This is a genomic window from uncultured Litoreibacter sp. (assembly GCF_947487515.1).
Taxonomy (GTDB): Bacteria; Pseudomonadota; Alphaproteobacteria; order Rhodobacterales; family Rhodobacteraceae; genus Litoreibacter.
Genome location: NZ_CANKWO010000003.1, coordinates 35,746 through 50,789 on the forward strand (window position 1 = coordinate 35,746; position 15,044 = coordinate 50,789).

20 protein-coding genes are annotated in these 15,044 nt (G+C 56.8%); 7 read left to right on the forward strand and 13 right to left on the reverse strand.

Annotated features, from left to right (window positions below; all coding sequences use genetic code 11):
• Positions 1 to 39 precede the first annotated feature (39 nt).
• Positions 40 to 459 (forward strand): hypothetical protein, encoded by a 420-nt coding sequence (locus Q0746_RS10000; protein ID WP_298259821.1) that lies wholly within the window; start codon positions 40 to 42, stop codon positions 457 to 459.
• A gap of 196 nt (positions 460 to 655) precedes the next feature.
• Here the strand turns inward: Q0746_RS10000 and rpsO are convergent, their stop codons facing one another.
• Positions 656 to 925, reverse strand: coding sequence for a 30S ribosomal protein S15 (gene rpsO, locus Q0746_RS10005; RefSeq protein WP_298259823.1), 270 nt, complete (start codon positions 923 to 925; stop codon positions 656 to 658).
• Positions 926 to 1,315: 390 nt separating this feature from the next.
• Here rpsO and Q0746_RS10010 point away from each other — a divergent pair, with 390 nt between their 5' ends.
• Entirely contained in the window at positions 1,316 to 2,518 is a 1,203-nt protein-coding gene (locus tag Q0746_RS10010; RefSeq protein ID WP_298259825.1) for a calcium-binding protein, read from the forward strand.
• Between the two features lie 94 nt (positions 2,519 to 2,612).
• Here Q0746_RS10010 and Q0746_RS10015 read toward each other — a convergent pair whose 3' ends face one another.
• The 5 genes from Q0746_RS10015 to rbfA all read right to left on the reverse strand — a co-directional run bounded on the left by Q0746_RS10015 (position 2,613) and on the right by rbfA (position 5,906).
• Positions 2,613 to 3,122 (reverse strand): DUF1643 domain-containing protein, encoded by a 510-nt coding sequence (locus Q0746_RS10015; RefSeq protein ID WP_298259827.1) that lies wholly within the window; start codon positions 3,120 to 3,122, stop codon positions 2,613 to 2,615.
• Between the two features lie 32 nt (positions 3,123 to 3,154).
• Complete coding sequence (locus Q0746_RS10020) at positions 3,155 to 3,622, reverse strand: hypothetical protein (RefSeq protein ID WP_298259829.1); 468 nt, start codon at positions 3,620 to 3,622, stop codon at positions 3,155 to 3,157.
• 169 nt (positions 3,623 to 3,791) lie between these two features.
• Positions 3,792 to 4,706, reverse strand: coding sequence for a tRNA pseudouridine(55) synthase TruB (gene truB, locus Q0746_RS10025; RefSeq protein WP_298259831.1), 915 nt, complete (start codon positions 4,704 to 4,706; stop codon positions 3,792 to 3,794).
• Positions 4,707 to 4,771: 65 nt separating this feature from the next.
• Positions 4,772 to 5,506, reverse strand: coding sequence for a phosphodiester glycosidase family protein (locus Q0746_RS10030; RefSeq protein ID WP_298259833.1), 735 nt, complete (start codon positions 5,504 to 5,506; stop codon positions 4,772 to 4,774).
• A complete protein-coding gene (gene rbfA / locus Q0746_RS10035) occupies positions 5,490 to 5,906 on the reverse strand; it encodes a 30S ribosome-binding factor RbfA (protein ID WP_298259835.1) in 417 nt (138 codons plus the stop codon). The genes Q0746_RS10030 and rbfA overlap by 17 nt, the downstream gene beginning before the upstream one ends.
• Before the next feature lie 79 nt (positions 5,907 to 5,985).
• Here rbfA and dapB point away from each other — a divergent pair, with 79 nt between their 5' ends.
• Complete coding sequence (gene dapB, locus Q0746_RS10040; RefSeq protein ID WP_298259837.1) at positions 5,986 to 6,786, forward strand: 4-hydroxy-tetrahydrodipicolinate reductase; 801 nt, start codon at positions 5,986 to 5,988, stop codon at positions 6,784 to 6,786.
• A gap of 51 nt (positions 6,787 to 6,837) precedes the next feature.
• On the opposite strand, the gene Q0746_RS10045 is transcribed toward dapB, so the two are convergent.
• Both Q0746_RS10045 and Q0746_RS10050 read right to left on the reverse strand, forming a co-directional pair.
• Positions 6,838 to 7,161, reverse strand: a complete 324-nt coding sequence (locus Q0746_RS10045) for a hypothetical protein (RefSeq protein WP_298259839.1) — start codon at positions 7,159 to 7,161, stop codon at positions 6,838 to 6,840.
• Positions 7,162 to 7,225: 64 nt separating this feature from the next.
• Positions 7,226 to 8,032 carry an SDR family NAD(P)-dependent oxidoreductase gene (locus tag Q0746_RS10050; protein WP_298259841.1) on the reverse strand — a complete coding sequence of 269 codons (807 nt, stop codon included), beginning with the start codon at positions 8,030 to 8,032 and terminating at the stop codon, positions 7,226 to 7,228.
• Between the two features lie 98 nt (positions 8,033 to 8,130).
• Between Q0746_RS10050 and Q0746_RS10055 the strand changes: the two genes are divergently transcribed.
• Positions 8,131 to 9,039 (forward strand): LysR family transcriptional regulator, encoded by a 909-nt coding sequence (locus Q0746_RS10055; protein WP_298259843.1) that lies wholly within the window; start codon positions 8,131 to 8,133, stop codon positions 9,037 to 9,039.
• Between the two features lie 51 nt (positions 9,040 to 9,090).
• Here Q0746_RS10055 and Q0746_RS10060 read toward each other — a convergent pair whose 3' ends face one another.
• Together Q0746_RS10060 and Q0746_RS10065 are read right to left on the reverse strand one after the other, a co-directional pair.
• On the reverse strand, positions 9,091 to 9,762 hold the full coding sequence (locus tag Q0746_RS10060; RefSeq protein WP_298259845.1) for a hypothetical protein: 672 nt from the start codon (positions 9,760 to 9,762) through the stop codon (positions 9,091 to 9,093).
• Between the two features lie 4 nt (positions 9,763 to 9,766).
• A complete protein-coding gene (locus tag Q0746_RS10065; RefSeq protein ID WP_298259847.1) occupies positions 9,767 to 10,066 on the reverse strand; it encodes a hypothetical protein in 300 nt (99 codons plus the stop codon).
• 92 nt (positions 10,067 to 10,158) lie between these two features.
• Between Q0746_RS10065 and Q0746_RS10070 the strand changes: the two genes are divergently transcribed.
• Positions 10,159 to 11,019 (forward strand): LysR family transcriptional regulator, encoded by an 861-nt coding sequence (locus tag Q0746_RS10070; RefSeq protein WP_298259849.1) that lies wholly within the window; start codon positions 10,159 to 10,161, stop codon positions 11,017 to 11,019.
• 69 nt (positions 11,020 to 11,088) lie between these two features.
• Here the strand turns inward: Q0746_RS10070 and Q0746_RS10075 are convergent, their stop codons facing one another.
• The 3 genes from Q0746_RS10075 to Q0746_RS10085 all read right to left on the reverse strand — a co-directional run bounded on the left by Q0746_RS10075 (position 11,089) and on the right by Q0746_RS10085 (position 11,845).
• Complete coding sequence (locus tag Q0746_RS10075; protein ID WP_363322770.1) at positions 11,089 to 11,196, reverse strand: DUF1674 domain-containing protein; 108 nt, start codon at positions 11,194 to 11,196, stop codon at positions 11,089 to 11,091.
• The gene (locus tag Q0746_RS16725) at positions 11,184 to 11,591 is read right to left on the reverse strand and encodes a BLUF domain-containing protein (RefSeq protein ID WP_363322756.1); all 408 of its coding nucleotides are present in this window, start codon (positions 11,589 to 11,591) and stop codon (positions 11,184 to 11,186) included. Before Q0746_RS16725 ends, Q0746_RS10075 begins: the two co-directional genes overlap by 13 nt.
• An 80-nt stretch (positions 11,592 to 11,671) precedes the next feature.
• Positions 11,672 to 11,845, reverse strand: coding sequence for a DUF1674 domain-containing protein (locus Q0746_RS10085; protein WP_298259852.1), 174 nt, complete (start codon positions 11,843 to 11,845; stop codon positions 11,672 to 11,674).
• A gap of 60 nt (positions 11,846 to 11,905) precedes the next feature.
• Here Q0746_RS10085 and Q0746_RS10090 point away from each other — a divergent pair, with 60 nt between their 5' ends.
• Both Q0746_RS10090 and Q0746_RS10095 read left to right on the forward strand, forming a co-directional pair.
• Complete coding sequence (locus tag Q0746_RS10090) at positions 11,906 to 13,201, forward strand: RsmB/NOP family class I SAM-dependent RNA methyltransferase (RefSeq protein ID WP_298259854.1); 1,296 nt, start codon at positions 11,906 to 11,908, stop codon at positions 13,199 to 13,201.
• A 66-nt stretch (positions 13,202 to 13,267) separates the two neighbouring features.
• Positions 13,268 to 15,016: a heparinase II/III family protein gene (locus Q0746_RS10095; RefSeq protein ID WP_298259855.1), complete on the forward strand. Its 1,749-nt coding sequence runs from the start codon at positions 13,268 to 13,270 to the stop codon at positions 15,014 to 15,016.
• Positions 15,017 to 15,044: the final 28 nt, after the last annotated feature.

Here is a 15,044-nt window from a genome sequence, read left to right on the forward strand (position 1 = left end):
TAACTCATCTTGACTAATGGGCGACCTGATTGTCACCTCATGCAGATGTTTAATTACGTTTTCTTACCTACGGATGCCCCTGTTTCCTTTCCGAAGCAGATGACCAAATTCAAGTGCCTGATACTCATCGAGCGCGAAGTTGGTGGGGACTATCGTAACGAGGTCAGCAAGGCTCTTGTGAAAGCTGGGTGCCTCTATTCGTTGGCATGGGGAATTGATTGTTCTGCATGGGACGATAGCGTTGATTGGGCATTTTTAGAGTCTTACAACTTTGGCGACTATCCCGAGGATAAGTCCGTCATGACAACTTGGCATGAACACGAAACGCTTGAAGAAGTTATGGAGTTTGCAAAGCACTGCACCGATCATTCTGAAGTGAAGCTTGAAGACATCTTAGTTCTTGATTTTGCGCATCACGAACGCAACGAGTTAATCGAGAATCTCTACCTCGCCGCATGAAATCTGCCATTCGAGCACAACGCAGCATCGGCAACTTCGGACTCAATCCGGACCTAGCGTCACTCATATGTACCAAAAAAGAAGAAGGCCGCATCCCAAGTGGAATGCGGCCTCTCTGAATCTCTACCGTATGTGGCCCGCTAGTTTTCGTTGAAAACCGCTACACCACACTCGTTCAAACCAAAGGTTCGAACGTTTAGCGGCGAATGCCGAGCTTTTTGATCAGGTCTTGGTAACGTGCTTCGTCTTTGCCTTTGGTGTAGTCCAAAAGCTTACGGCGCAGAGCAACCATCTTCAAAAGACCGCGACGACCGTGGTTGTCTTTTTTGTGGGTTTTGAAGTGTTCAGTTAAAGTCGTGATGCGCGATGTCAGGATGGCAACCTGTACTTCTGGCGAGCCAGTGTCGCCTTCTTTGGTTGCGAATTCTTTCATCAGGCGTGTTTTTTCTTCTGCAGTAATCGACATCGGGGTCTCCTTTAAAGGTTAGTGTGAATGGCGCAGGCCGGGATGTCGTCCAGCAAGGCCCATGGAGTGATCCGCTATTTAGAAGCAGATGGGCGCGTATAGGGCGTTTGCGCGCAAAAGGGAACCCTGATTCTATGTGCCCGCGATGGGCGAGGTCAGGCGGGGCGCAGGGCGTAGAGGGTTGTAAGCTACCCGACAGAAATCCCTGCAAAATATGGCGGATAAATGGGTCCAAAGCCGCAAGGATGGGGGCATTGTACTGCGAAACGAAACAGTGGCAAAAATGTGGCGAAAGATTGGCCAAATTTGTCCGAATTTTCTAGCACCCGCCCAATGGTTAACTTAACGTTAAAGGCAGTTTCACATTTTGCGGCATTTGGGGAGTATATAATGTTTGGTGCAGTAGGCCTTTTGGCCCTTGTTGGTCTTGTTAGTTCGGTTTTTGATTCAGATGGCGGCTCTGCCCCGATAGAGACAACCCCAAGTGATGGTTTGGTCGGCAGCAATGCCAATGATGAACTCACTGGCACAATGGATATCGACATCATGGAGGGTCACGGCGGTGACGACCTGATCTCTGGCCTTGAAGGCGATGACACCATTGCTGCGGGTCAGGGTAACGATGTTGTAGATGGTGGCGAAGGCAACGATGATCTGCGCGGCGGTGCTGGCGATGATCTGGTCAACGGTGGTGTTGGCGACGACGCAATCAACGGTGGTGCCGGCGATGACGGTATCGATGGCGGCGAAGGCGATGATCGTATTATCGGCGGTGCTGGTGATGACACTATCCTTGGCGGCGCGGGCGTGGACACCATTGGTGGCGGCGCGGGCGACGATCAAGCAGATGGCGGTGCTGGGAATGACCAGTTGAATGGTGGCGGTGGTTCTGACACCTTGCTTGGCGGTGAAGGCGACGACATCATCGAAGGCGACCGTGATGATGACACACTAGAAGGCGGCCTTGGCAACGACTTGCTTGCGGGCGGTGCTGGCAACGATATGGTGAGTGGCGGCGAAGGTAACGACGACGTACGCGGTGGTACTGGCGAAGACACTCTAAGTGGTGGCTTGGGCGAAGACCTTCTGAATGGCGGCCAAGGCAATGACTTGGTTCTTGGCGTGGACGAGCCATACGGACCTGTTGATGCAGATGCCGGCGACACGTTGTTCGGCGCCGAAGGCGATGATGTTTTGTACATCGGTTCTGGCGATACTGCGACGGGCGGCGAGGGCTCTGATGTCTTCGCATCGGGCACTTTTGTGCGCGCGGGCGAGGCTGGCCTTGTAACGGACTTCAACTTTGATGAAGACACGATTGAGTTGCACTACGATGGCGCAGCGGGCCCAGCTCCTGTTGTGACCGTAGAGGCCAACCCAGATGGCTCAGCGAATATCACGATGGACGGGAATATTGTTCTTGTCGTTAACTCGCCGGGCGCTTTGGCGGTGACAGACATTGTCGTGCACGAAACGTTCGAAATTGAGGCCCCTGCAGCGCCAGTGGTCGCAACACCTGTCGTGGCTGCAACGCCAGCTGAAGAAGCCGCTCCTGCTGAAGAAACTCCAGCTGAAGAAGCCGTTCCAGCTTAGGGTTCCAAACCTTAAGCGAATGACCAGTCTTCGAAATCTGAAAGCCCCGATGTTGTCATGGACAGCGTCGGGGCTTTTTCTTTCTACAGCGAACTTACTTGTCCCAGATTTCCGGCTGTTTGACGTAGGCGATATACAGCGGGTGTTTCGGGTGACCCGCTTTGCTGAGGCCCAGATGGTGCAGCGGTTTGCCGGTCGCGCGCATCAACGCCTCTACCTGCGGTCCACGATCCATATGTTCGCCATGCGTGCCCCATGCTGCGATCACGGTGTCCGCCCATAGGCAGGCGTCTGTGATGGCCGCATCATTGGCGCCTCCGATGGGGTCTGCGGCTTTCTTCATTTTAAACGGATCAGTGTCGCGCCATGCGAAGATGTTGCAAACGCGAAAGGCACCATAGCCCAAAGCGCGTGCACGACGTTCGCAACGCTCCACGGTGGGGTCGTTTTGCACTTCCGTCGCCGTGGAAGGGTTCAACATGACAAAGGAGACCTTGCGGCCCCCTTCATCCCAAACGCGTGTCAGGGTGTAGCGGTACAACTCGCAGTCAGAATAGACGGCAGTCGACGCGGCATCGTCTTTTAGGTGTGTGCGGGTAATCATGGGCCGGTTTGTGCCAGCCCATGACGCCTAGTTCAAGCGTCGTCGTCGCTTGCAAACGGACCGCGCTCTATCACATAGACGGCGACCAGCGCGTAGACAATGTGCCCCCAAAAGGCGACCCAAGTGATGCCGGTAAAGCCAAGGAACGGCGCATTTCCGGCGATCAGATGTGCTACAAAATACAACGCAAAAACCCACAGGCCGATTCCGTAAGCCGTCGCGGTCAGGGCCCAATGCAGGTTAGGGATAACCTTTCGCTGAATAGGACGCGCAACCCATAGATAGCCCAGTGAGTAGACAAACATGCCCGTCAGGATGTGCAAAATGTCGCCAGCTCCTTTGGGAATAGACCCAAACACGGTTTTCAGTGTCGCAGTTGCAAGGCCGACAGGTGCCAGTTTGGAAAAGCCGAAAGCAGGGGATAGGCCCTGACCGAACAGGTCAAAGGCAATAGTGCCCAAAGCACCAGCGAGAAGGATGGTCCAGATTTGACGTTGCATTATGTGCTCCAAATTTGATGTGTTGAAGCCATTGTGCCTGATTGCCGCGCGTTCAAATAGCCACTTCACGCGAATGCGTGTTCTGTTCAGAACTCCGCAAAAACTGTAACAATTGGGCGGGGTTTTTTGAAAAATTGCCCAGCATCCGCGCGAGATGGCGCGGAGATTGTTACAGGTTGGCCTCCACGAACACGCGCGACGGGTGCAATTCCCCCGCTTTATAGCGCCCCACAGCAACGGCTTGACCATTCAGCGAGGCCCAAGCCTCGTCGCCATATTCAACCCCAGAGCCGATCACCATTCCCGGATTCCCGTTGCGTAACTTCACCGCACCACTGTCAGTTGTGGGCAGCTCTGGTAAATCGGTTAGGCCAATTTCCAAGGGGCCAAGAAACTCCATAATCGCGTCGGTTTTGGCCACCGCATCAAGTTCCTCCAAGGTCACGCCGTCCTCTACGTCAAACGGCCCTGACCAAATGCGACGCAATTCGCGCACATGGCCGTAACACCCAAGCGCTTCGCCCAAATCCCGCGCAATGGAGCGAACATAGCCCCCTTTTCCGCAGACCATTTCCAGCGTGACGTGATCGGCGTCGGGACGCTCGACGAAGGTTAGCGTTTCCACGAATAACGGGCGTGCGGCGATCTCGACGTCTTCCCCGTCGCGGGCAAGTTTGTAGGCGCGTTGCCCGTCGATTTTTACGGCAGAAAACTTTGGAGGCACCTGCATGATGTCGCCGGTCAATGCGGGTAGGGCCGCAGCAATCTCTGCGTCGGACGGGCGGGCATCGCTTTCGTTGACGGCTTCGCCCTCGGCGTCATCGGTGTTGGTGGACCGCCCAAGGCGCACGGTAAAGCGGTAGGCTTTCATGGCGTCGGTAATAAACGGAACAGTCTTGGTGGCTTCGCCCAATGCCACAGCCAGAACGCCGGTGGCGTCAGGGTCAAGCGTGCCGGCATGGCCCGCTTTCTTGGCGTCAAATGCCCAACGCACCTTATTCACCACAGAGGTGGAGGTAATTCCCGCTGGTTTGTCGACGACAACCCAACCGGAAATGTCGCGGCCCTTTTTACGGCGTCCCATGCTGTGCTCCTGATATTCGAAGATCGCGTGCTATTGCGGGGCGGCTTGGAGGTCAATCCCCTGCCTTATTGCGACGGCAGGACTTGCCCAATAATCGGCCCCATGCGCGGGCCGGGATCTGATCTCCCCTCGGCCGTGGAATGTAGGCGTGAGACCGTGCCGTCCAAGAACAGCGCATTCGGGCTGTCCAATACATCGCGGAACAGCGTGGCCATGTCGTGAAAACGCACAAACCCGTTGGACACCACGAAATGCGAATGGCCCTGCCGGTCAACGCCTACGCCATTTCGCCGCTTCTTTGAGGTGCTGCGAGGGTTGAACTTTGGGTGCAGCTTGCCGTCGATCACCAGCATCGGGCCGGATTGGGTCGCGATGCGGCAGTTGGGGGGATTGGTGGCGAAGCTGCGGCTCTCAATTACCTGCGCCGTCTGATTGGCCACGCAAAAGACACCGTTCGGCAGCAGTGCAAAGTTTCCCGGCCCTTCGCGGGTGACGATCCGCGCCTGTTGCGTGTAGTCTGATATGAACAACCCAACCGCACGGCGGTCAGCGTGGTACATGCCCGCGTTCATCGCGAAGGTCAGGGTCTGGCCTTGCTCGGCCACCAGCTTTTCAAGGTCGAAGAACTCACCCACCACGAAGCCGTCGTTGTCGGTCAGCCAAAGGTTCAAGCTCGCGGCGTTCTCTACTTGGCAGACGGTGTAGCTGTCGCCCAAATGCGTTAGATCACGGCACCCGTCCGCAGTCGCGGCCCCTGCAAGCAAGCAGGCAAATAGGGTGAGCTTAACCTTCGTCAGCATCGTCTTTGGCGGCCAAGTCTCGGCGCACGTCTTCTTGCGCGAACAGCCGGTTCGTTTCGTCCATACGATCAAACGTGTCATCGAGCAGGAACCTGATGTCAGGCGAATGCTTTACCGACATCTGTTTGGTGATCACGTGCCGAATTTCGCCCTTGTTGCGGGCAAGGGCGGCAATGGCCTCGTCTTTGTTTTTGCCACCCAAGGGCAGCACAAAGGCCGTCGCGATCCGTAGGTCGGGCGTCACCCGCACCTCGCTGACGGTAATTGACATGCGGTTCAGGTCAGGGTCGTGGATTTCGCCACGGTTCAATATCTCTGACAAGGTGCGGCGGATAAGCTCACCCACACGAAGTTGCCGTTGCGATGGGCCTGCGCCCGCGAATTTTGAGTTCTTAGCCATACTCACGCACTTAAGCCCCTTGCCAGCCCCTTGCAACAGGTCCTACACCCATAAAACTATTGTATATGAGGGCATCGCAATGACTGGCATCGTGATTACAGGCGCATCTGGCCGAATGGGGCAAATGTTGATCGAGACCATCGAGGCCTCGGATCACGCACATCTTGTCGGCGTGACAGAGCGTGAAGGCCACCCTTGGGTGGGCCAAGATCTGGGCTTGGCCATGAACCAGTCCGAAATGGGCGTCCCCGTGGTGTCCGACGCTATGTCCGTGCTGAAAGACGCCGACGCGGTGATCGATTTCACAACGCCTGCGGCGACAATCGCGATGGCGCAGATGGCAGGGCAGTCGGGAACAGTGCATGTGATCGGCACCACCGGCCTGAGCGATGAGGAGCTGGCCCAGATCAAAGCCGCCTCAGCCAACGCCACAATCGTGCGGGCAGGCAACATGAGCCTTGGGGTCAACCTGCTGGTACAACTGACCAAAAAAGTCGCCGCCGCTTTGGACGAAGATTTCGACATCGAGGTCGTCGAGGCGCACCACCGCTACAAGGTCGACGCGCCATCCGGCACGGCTTTGATGCTGGGCGAGGCCGCCGCCGAGGGGCGCGGTGTTGCGCTGGCAGATGTTAAAGACAGCGGCCGCGACGGGATCACAGGGGCCCGCAATCGCGGCGACATCGGTTTCACGGCCATTCGCGGCGGGGATGTGGTGGGGGAACACGACGTAGTCTTCGCGGCCGACGGCGAACGCATCGTCTTGCGCCACCTCGCCACCGACCGCGCAATCTTCGCCCGCGGCGCGCTGAAAGCCGCCCTTTGGGGGCAGGGCAAAGCGTCGGGCGAATACGATATGCTGGACGTGCTGGGGCTTTAAAAATAGCCGGTCCCAGCTTGGCAGATCAAAAACGCGGCTTCCGACAGTGGCCTATTGAGTACGCGACTTTGCGAGCTCCTGAAGCAGGATCCGGTAGTCCAGCACCAGCGATACAAAAAAGACGACATAGGCGGCCAGAAGCACAGTCATCGCAACAGGGTCTGCTGGCCCTTGGCCCAGATAGACCTGATGAACACCATATGCGAGCACCGTCGGCCAAGCGATGAAATGCGTCGCGGCAAGCGCGCTGATGTTACCGGTTAGACTGAACGACAGAGGCGCAAAAATGCCAACCGTGATCAGAAATGTCGCCAAGTTGGCCACATGCAAGTGGCTGTCCAAGTAGAATGCCTGCGCGGCAAAGGTGAGAACCATTACTGCCATCCAGAGCTTTACATGGATAGGCAAGTTTCTACTTTCTTTCATCATTCCCAGCATTTCAGGTCTCCGATTTGGGTTGGGGGATCAAGGCAGATTCAAGCATCTTGCCAAACTGTTTCTTCACCATGTTGCGGGGCAAGAGGTGGGCCATGCGTGTCATAAGTCGGTTCCTACGCGCTGGCACAATAGTGTCCCGCCACCCGAGTGCGGCGAGGCTCTCATGCGCCACAACAGCGGGGTCACCCATCGGCATCGCCATTTTCTCAAGGTCGATCACTTCGCCAAGCTGGTCACCCATGCGGGTCTTTGTGCCCCCGGGGGCTACGGATAGAACGTCGATGTTCTGATCCCTTAGCTCAACAGCCAGTGCTTCCCCTAGATTTAGCATGAAGGCCTTGGCCGCACCGTAAACGCTGGAAAATGGCATCGGGAACATCCCGAAGACCGAACTGATCAGGATGATCCCGCCACCGCCGCGCGCCACCAACCGTTGCGAGATCGCGCGGGTCAGTTGGGTCGTTGCAGAAACATGAATAGCAATAAGTCCCTCATCCATATCGTCCGGCGCATCAAGATAGGGGCCGACGTAGGCGTTCCCGGCCGAGTGCACAAACAAGCCCACATCCAGCGCCGCTATCTCTTGCAACAGTAAATCGCGGCCCTCTGGCGTTGCCAGATCGGCGGAAATCACCTTGGCTTCTGTCCGAATGTCCTGCGTGGCTGTTCGTGTCAAAGCGTCGGCTGAGCGGGCGACTAGGACGACTTTCATCCCCTGTTCGGCAAGTTGGATTGCGAATTGCCGCCCGATGCCGGAACTCGCGCCGGTGACCACCGCCCATTCGCCATATTTTTGTGCGTCTTTCATCAAAATCTCCAAGCTGTTTGTTGAAATGTCAGCGCCCACGTCCCGATTATCAATGGACAGAAGTTGACGGTTTTGGTGCAAAATTGTACGAAGCTGGGATGAACTGGGATGATCTCAAAATTGTTTTGGCCGTTTTTCGCAGCGGGAACGCAGGAACAGCCGCAACAGACCTTGGGCTAAGTCATGCCACGATATCTCGGCGCATGGCCGAGATTGAACGCAGCCTTGGCGTTGCACTGGTCGATCGCAGCGGGCTGAGTTGGCGGCCCACCCCGATATGCGCTCAGGTGGCGGCTCAAGCCGAACAGATGGAAGTGCTCCATGATGAGGCATTGCGCGTGGCCACTGCCCATAGTTCAGACTTGTCGGGGCCGGTTCATATCTCGGTCCCCACGGGCACTATTGAGGGGTTTGTCGCCGAAGCTTTGCAAAAGCTGCCACGTCTTGCGCCAGACATTCGTTTGATATTCATAACGGAAGATCAACTCTCGGATCTACCGGGCCGCAAAGCGGACATTGCTGTGCGTTTTACGAGTTCTCCGGATCCTGACCTGATTGGCCAGAAAGTCACGCTGAGCGCTTGGGGTTTTTATTCTTGCACGGATTTGGCCGAGGTCATTAACGCGCAGATGGATGCAAAAACGGCTGTCTTGGCACCCATTTTGACGACCGAGCGCAACGGAGCGTTTCCTCAATGGGCTAGCGGCCATTTTGATCCGGCAAGCCCATGCCATTTCGTCTATGGGTTTCCGTCCAAAGCAGCGATGGCGGCGCAGGGCTTTGGTGTGGCGCTTCTCCCTCGGGTGATCGGCGATGGCACCCCAGGGCTAACATTGCTAGATAGATTGAACAGCCCCTTGAAAACGGAACTTTGGGTGTTGGCAAATTCTGACACGCGATCCAGCAAAAGGATATCGCAAGTCAAACGAGTGCTGATTGATGGTCTGACCACCATGCAGCCGAGGTTTTTCCCTGCTGATGTTGGGGGAACCAATGATCCTGAATGATAGCCGTAGTTGGCCAACAGTCGATGTGACGGCTGGCCAACTTAAGCTGCCCTAGCGGGACGCCGACCCGACCAAGTAAGTAAATGACGTCAGATGCGCGTCGTTGAAGTCTGAAACTTCTTTCAGAATATCTGCGTTTTCCGCCCGAAACTGATCCGCGACTTCGGCACTTTCATAGTGAATGACCACCACCTCGTCCGGCGTTGGGATTCCGGTGGCCGCGTGGACTTGAAGAAAGGATTCGTTAATCCAGTGACCGTCGAGGGGTTGCGCCAGCATGTTCAGGGCAGCAAGGTCCTGCTCGCGGGCGTCAACATCGGCGTTGTTATAGTAGCCGAGCTTCAAGACATACTGCCGTTTTGCGACCTCGCCGTTTTGATCGTCGATCGGAAAATTGGTCAGCGCGCCTTCGAAAATTGCTATGGCTGAGCCATCGGAAAACAATGAGGTTGCCGCTTGCCTCCGGTCGGCTTGGCCCAAAACGCCGTCCTCGCAATCAAGAACAACAAATTTGTCCGGCTGGGTAAGATCATAGGCCAATTTGCCCTGCGCAGCCACGATTGCGCCTTCACGTTGGATGGCACAGCCGAGCGCAGTGACTGCTTGGTCGTCCAGCTCAAAGTCCCCGGAATAGAGCCCGACAACGCCCATTTTCTCGGCCACGGCGACAGAGGAGGATAGGGCCAGCGCGACGCTGGCAATGAGTGCAGTTTTCTTGATCATGGTCTTAGTCCTTAGTGTTGAGGGAAATGAAAACACGATGATCGGCAAAGACATCGCTGGGTCGCGTGTGTTTCTCCGATCTGACCGCCTGAATGGCTGCTATCGGCCGCTCTATGAGGGTGGCAGGATGTGCTGGCACGGGAAGAGTTGGTGCGTGTCCGTGGAAAACCGCTGAGAAACGTGCGTCATCCCATTTGTAGGCGACCTCACATACGGTCTTGCCGTCATAGGTCAGGCCGAGCCGCATTTCCCCATCCATTGGATCGCGGATATCGGCGTTGATTAGTGTGACTTCGTAGGTCATGGCTCGCTCCAGTTTGTGTTCTGACTGGATATCCATCGATGGGCTGCATATAAATTATCCAAATTCGAGACAATTTGGATAGTATTTGCACCATGCAAAATTGGGATGACCTACGCATTTTTCACGCCATGATTGGCGCGCGCTCTGTGCGAGAGGCGGCCAACAGGCTCGGGACCACCCATGCGACAGTCTCGCGCCGGATCAGAAGTTTGGAAGCAGAGCTGGGCCATACGTTGTTCGAACGCACCCGCACCGGCTATGAGTTGACCAGTTTTGCGCAGGCTGTTGCCGATCTTACAGATGTTGTCGGCGACAATATCGCAGCGATTGACCGGCTGGCCTTCGCACAGGAAGGAGGCTTGGCTGGAAACGTGCGCTTGTCCGTGCTGGAAGACTTGTTCCTTTCCGTGCTTGACGAACCTCTGTCAGCCTTCATGAAACAGCATCCTTTGGTCGATCTGGTGGTCGACACAGCGGCGACCCTGAGCGATCTGGGCCGGCTTGAGGCCGATGTCGTTGTGCGGATCACCCGTGACCCGCCGGAACAGGCATTTGGCCGCAAGGTCGCAGACAGCCCGCTCGCGGCCTATGCCTCCCCTGACTACCTCGCGGATCGCCCAGAGATTGATCGGTGGATCGCATTGGACTACCCCCCCGCAATCAGCCCACAGCTACAGGCCCGTCCGGTCTTGCGATGCAACTCAATTGGCGCCGTCGTCCGAATGCTGGAGCGCGGGCAGGGCATTGGCCTGCTTCCTTGTTTTGCCGGAGACAAAAGCGAAGGCCTGATCCGCGTCTCTGAAATTCCGCAGGTTCCCGATATGGAAATCTGGGTCCTGACCCATGACGATGTTCGAAAGAACCCGCGTGTGCGCGCTTTGATGGACCATCTATACGAAGCATTTAAGGAAACGAGAGGCTTGATAGAAGGCACCAGTGCAGCAGCTGGCTGACCATGCCTGCGTTTAATAGCCTCCAAAGGAAGTCAGATACCGAAAAGGAAGTTCACGCCAGACATCCCCCTAAAAATCGATCGCAATCCCCATAAGTTCCCAATCACCGTAACGCGCAGGTTCTCGGCCACGCAGCTCTGATGGCCGTTGCAGATCCGCTTTGGCTAACCGACCGATATGTTTTGCAAAAAGTTAACGACGTTCTCCGCGGGGAGGTCACTTGGCTGGATTTTTTGGGAGGCAAGGCCAAGTTGATTAGCCGCGTCGTTAGAGTAACCCATGGACCAATCAACAAAGAGACGCTGATTGCTTTGACTGGCGAAGATCAGCTGGAAGCCGTAGTGGCGACGGTCATTCAGTAGGGTTTTGTGAAGGTGCTCAACTGCAGATTTTGGCCCTTCAAAGAGTTGAACGTAAAAACCGGCCTCTCGGTAAAGAAATCCTGTCAGGCCATTCGCCGCGTTGTTCCTGATAGAGCTGCGCATGATCTCAATGTCTGTCACGTCAAACGCCTTACAGCGGCAGTGACTCCAGTAGAGAACATTGTGAACAGGTTGGCTTGTTTCTAGCATGACGACCCAAGTGAAGGTTTATTGCAAGAAACGTTGCTTTTGGATGGCGTCAAAGGGGAATAATTCGAAAAAATCGTCGCTTAGAAATCGACTGCAATCCCTTTGCGTTCCCAATCACCGTAGCGCACAGGCTCTGGGCCGTCGCGGCCACCCAGCTCTGATGGTAGTTCCAGATCACCCTTAGCCTTCTTGCGGGCGGCGGCCTCTTCCAGTGCGCGAAGGGCCTCTGGGGGCAGGTCTTGTTTGTCTGTCATGGCGCGCGTCCTTGTTCCGGTCCTGCACTTGATATACGGCCCTTGGGCAAGGAGACAAGTATGACGCAAGACCACACCCCACTCTCTTCCGGCCTTCACGCCCGTCGTGCGGCAGTCCAACTGCTGCGCGGTGTGTTTGAGGAAAAGGAGCAGCTTTCCCTTTTGCTGAACAGCGGCGTGCTGGACCGACTGGAGCCCGCGGACCGTGCCCGTGCGCAACGGCTGGCCACCACGACCCTGCGCGAAGTGGGGCGCGCCGATGTGGTGATCTCGCAGTTTGTCGAGAAGATGCCGCCCGACGTGGCACTGAATATCCTGCGCCTTGCGGTCGTGGAGCTATGCGTCGAGGGCGAAGCGCCGCACGGAGTGGTGGATAGCGCGGTGAACTTGATGAAGCGCTCTGGCAGGTCGCCTCGAATGGCGGGCTTGGCGAATGCGGTTCTGCGCAAGGTCGCAACCGAAGGCCCGCAAATGTGGGGTGACATTCCTGCGTCGCCACTGCCAAAATGGCTGCGCCCGCGTGTGGTGCATCTGTTTGATGAGGCAACCGTTCAGGGCATCGAGGCCGCGCATCTTGCTGGCGCGCCCCTAGACATAACCCTGCGCGACGAAAGCAAGGCAGAGCATTGGGCCGAGCAGCTAGGCGCCGAAGTACTGCCAACCGGTTCCCTGCGGGTGACCCGATCGGTGCAAGTGACTGACTTGCCCGGGTTCAATGAGGGCGCATGGTGGATACAAGACGCCGCCGCTGCGATGGCCGCGCGCATGTTGAACGTTCAAAAGGGCGAAACGGTACTTGATATGTGCGCCGCACCCGGCGGCAAAACGATGCAATTGGCGGCGACCGGCGCGGATGTCACTGCCTTGGACATTTCGGCGGACCGTATGGCGTGGGTGGAGGAAAACCTGCAACGCACAGGGCTGATGGCCAAGCTGATGGTCGAGGATGCGTTAAATGCCCCTGATGACGTGCTTTATGATGCCATTTTGCTGGACGCGCCTTGCTCGGCCACAGGCACGATCCGCCGCCACCCTGATTTGCCCTATGCCAAGGATGGCACGCAGCTGAACGAATTATTCGCCTTGCAGGGTGACATGATCGACACAGCCGTGGGCCTGCTGAAACCTGGCGGAAGGCTGGTGTTCTGCACTTGCTCTTTGCTATTTGATGAGGGCGAGCGACAGGCCAAAACAGCCATGCAACGCCATGGTTTAACGGAAATAGAGCAAGAACTGCCCGGGATGGAGCCAGAGTGGCGCAGCCGTGTTGGCGGCCTACGACTGTCCCCAAGCTATTGGGCAGACCGTGGCGGAATGGACGGCTTTTTCATGATTGCGATGCGCAAACCTGAATAATCGGTGACAGCTCTGCCGCGCCCGCGTAGAATCGTGGACAAAAGAAGCAGACGAAAAGTCGGTGATATGGGCATTGAGGCAAAAGCCGCGCCATCCTTGGGGATGGAGCGCAATATTACGTTTATGGATAAAGTGCATGCGCGGATCAGCGGCTTGGGCACTCAAGCCACGGGTTTCGTATCTCAGCCGGAGCCGCGCACAATCGGATCATTCGCCAAGGGCAAGCAGCTTGCGGCGGGGAACTTCCAGTTTGGCGGGCATTTGGTGCAAGCTGAAGGGCGCTCGATTTGGGAAATCACCCCGCCCGACGCGATGTTCGAGGCCGAGTTAAACGGCTTCATGTGGCTAGATGATTTGGCAGCGGTAGGGGACCGGAAGTCCCGCCTGATGGCGCAGGCGTGGGTGAACGAATGGATCACTCAATTCGGCCGCGGGCGCGGTTTGGGGTGGTCGCCGGACTTAACCGGCCGGCGTCTTATTCGCTGGATCAACCATGCGCTGTTTTTGATGAGCGGGCAGTCGCCCGAGACAAATGACCTTTACTACAAATCCTTGGCGCATCAGACGGCCTATTTGGGGCGGCGCTGGTCTGTTGCCTCGCGGGGGCTGCCACGGTTCGAGGCGCTGACGGGCCTGCTGTATGCCGCCCTGAGCCTTGGCGGAATGGAACGCTATGCGATTCCGTCGATGAACGCCTTGGCGCGTGAATGTGCCGATCAGATTGACGCCGAAGGCGGAATTCCCACGCGTAACCCAGAAGAGCTTCTGGAAGTATTCACCCTGCTTACATGGGCCGCCGCAGCGCTGACAGAAGCCGGACGCACACCGTTGCCCGCGCATCTGGACGCCATTGAGCGCATCGCCCCGACCCTGCGCGCGTTGCGCCATGCGGACGGCGGATTGGCGCGTTTCCATGGTGGCGGTCGCGGCCTAGAGGGGCGCTTGGATCATGCTTTGGCACAATCGGGTGTGAAGTCGGCCTCGTCGACTGCTTTGTCGATGGGATACGCGCGATTGCAAGGCGGGCGCACCACTGTGGTGGTAGATGCCAGCGCGCCGCCTGCACAAAATGCGTCACGGGCGGGGCATGCCAGCACCTTGGCGTTTGAGCTGACATCCGGCCGTCGGGCGCTTATCGTAAACTGCGGGTCGGGTGCCCCCTTTGGTGCCGACTGGCGTCGCGCCGGACGTGCGACACCGTCCCATTCGACATTGTCCATAGACGGTGTCTCGTCGGCAAAGCTGACGGCGCACACCATGGGAGAGCTTCTGACCAATGGCCCCAAACGGGTGACCGAGCAGCGCGAAACCCATGAAGACGCCAGCCAGATCATCGCCAGCCATGACAGCTATTGTGCCGAATACGGCCTGACCCATGTGCGCAAAATGGACGTCAGCTTGGATGGCCGCCGTGTCACCGGTGAGGACACTCTGGCGGCGCTATCCGATCCCGACCGTATCCGGTTCGAGGCGCATATGGACAAGGTTTCGCTGCAAGGAGTGCCATATTCGATCCGCTTCCACCTGCATCCTGAGGTTGATGTCTCTCTTGATATGGGCGGCACGGCTGTGTCGATGGCGCTGAAAAGTGGTGAGGTTTGGGTCTTTAGGCCGTCATTCGGCGCAAAATTGGCGATTGAACCCAGTGTTTACCTAGAAAAAGGGCGATTAAAGCCACGTGCGTCCAAACAGGTCGTTTTATCTGCCCGCGTGATGGAGTATGCGAGCCAGGTCAGTTGGTCTTTGGCTAAAGCGCAAGACACTCCGTCGTACTTGCGTGACATAGATGAGGACCTGAAGCTGGCGTTGATCTAACCGTTGCTGCCAAAGCTTTAAGGACCAC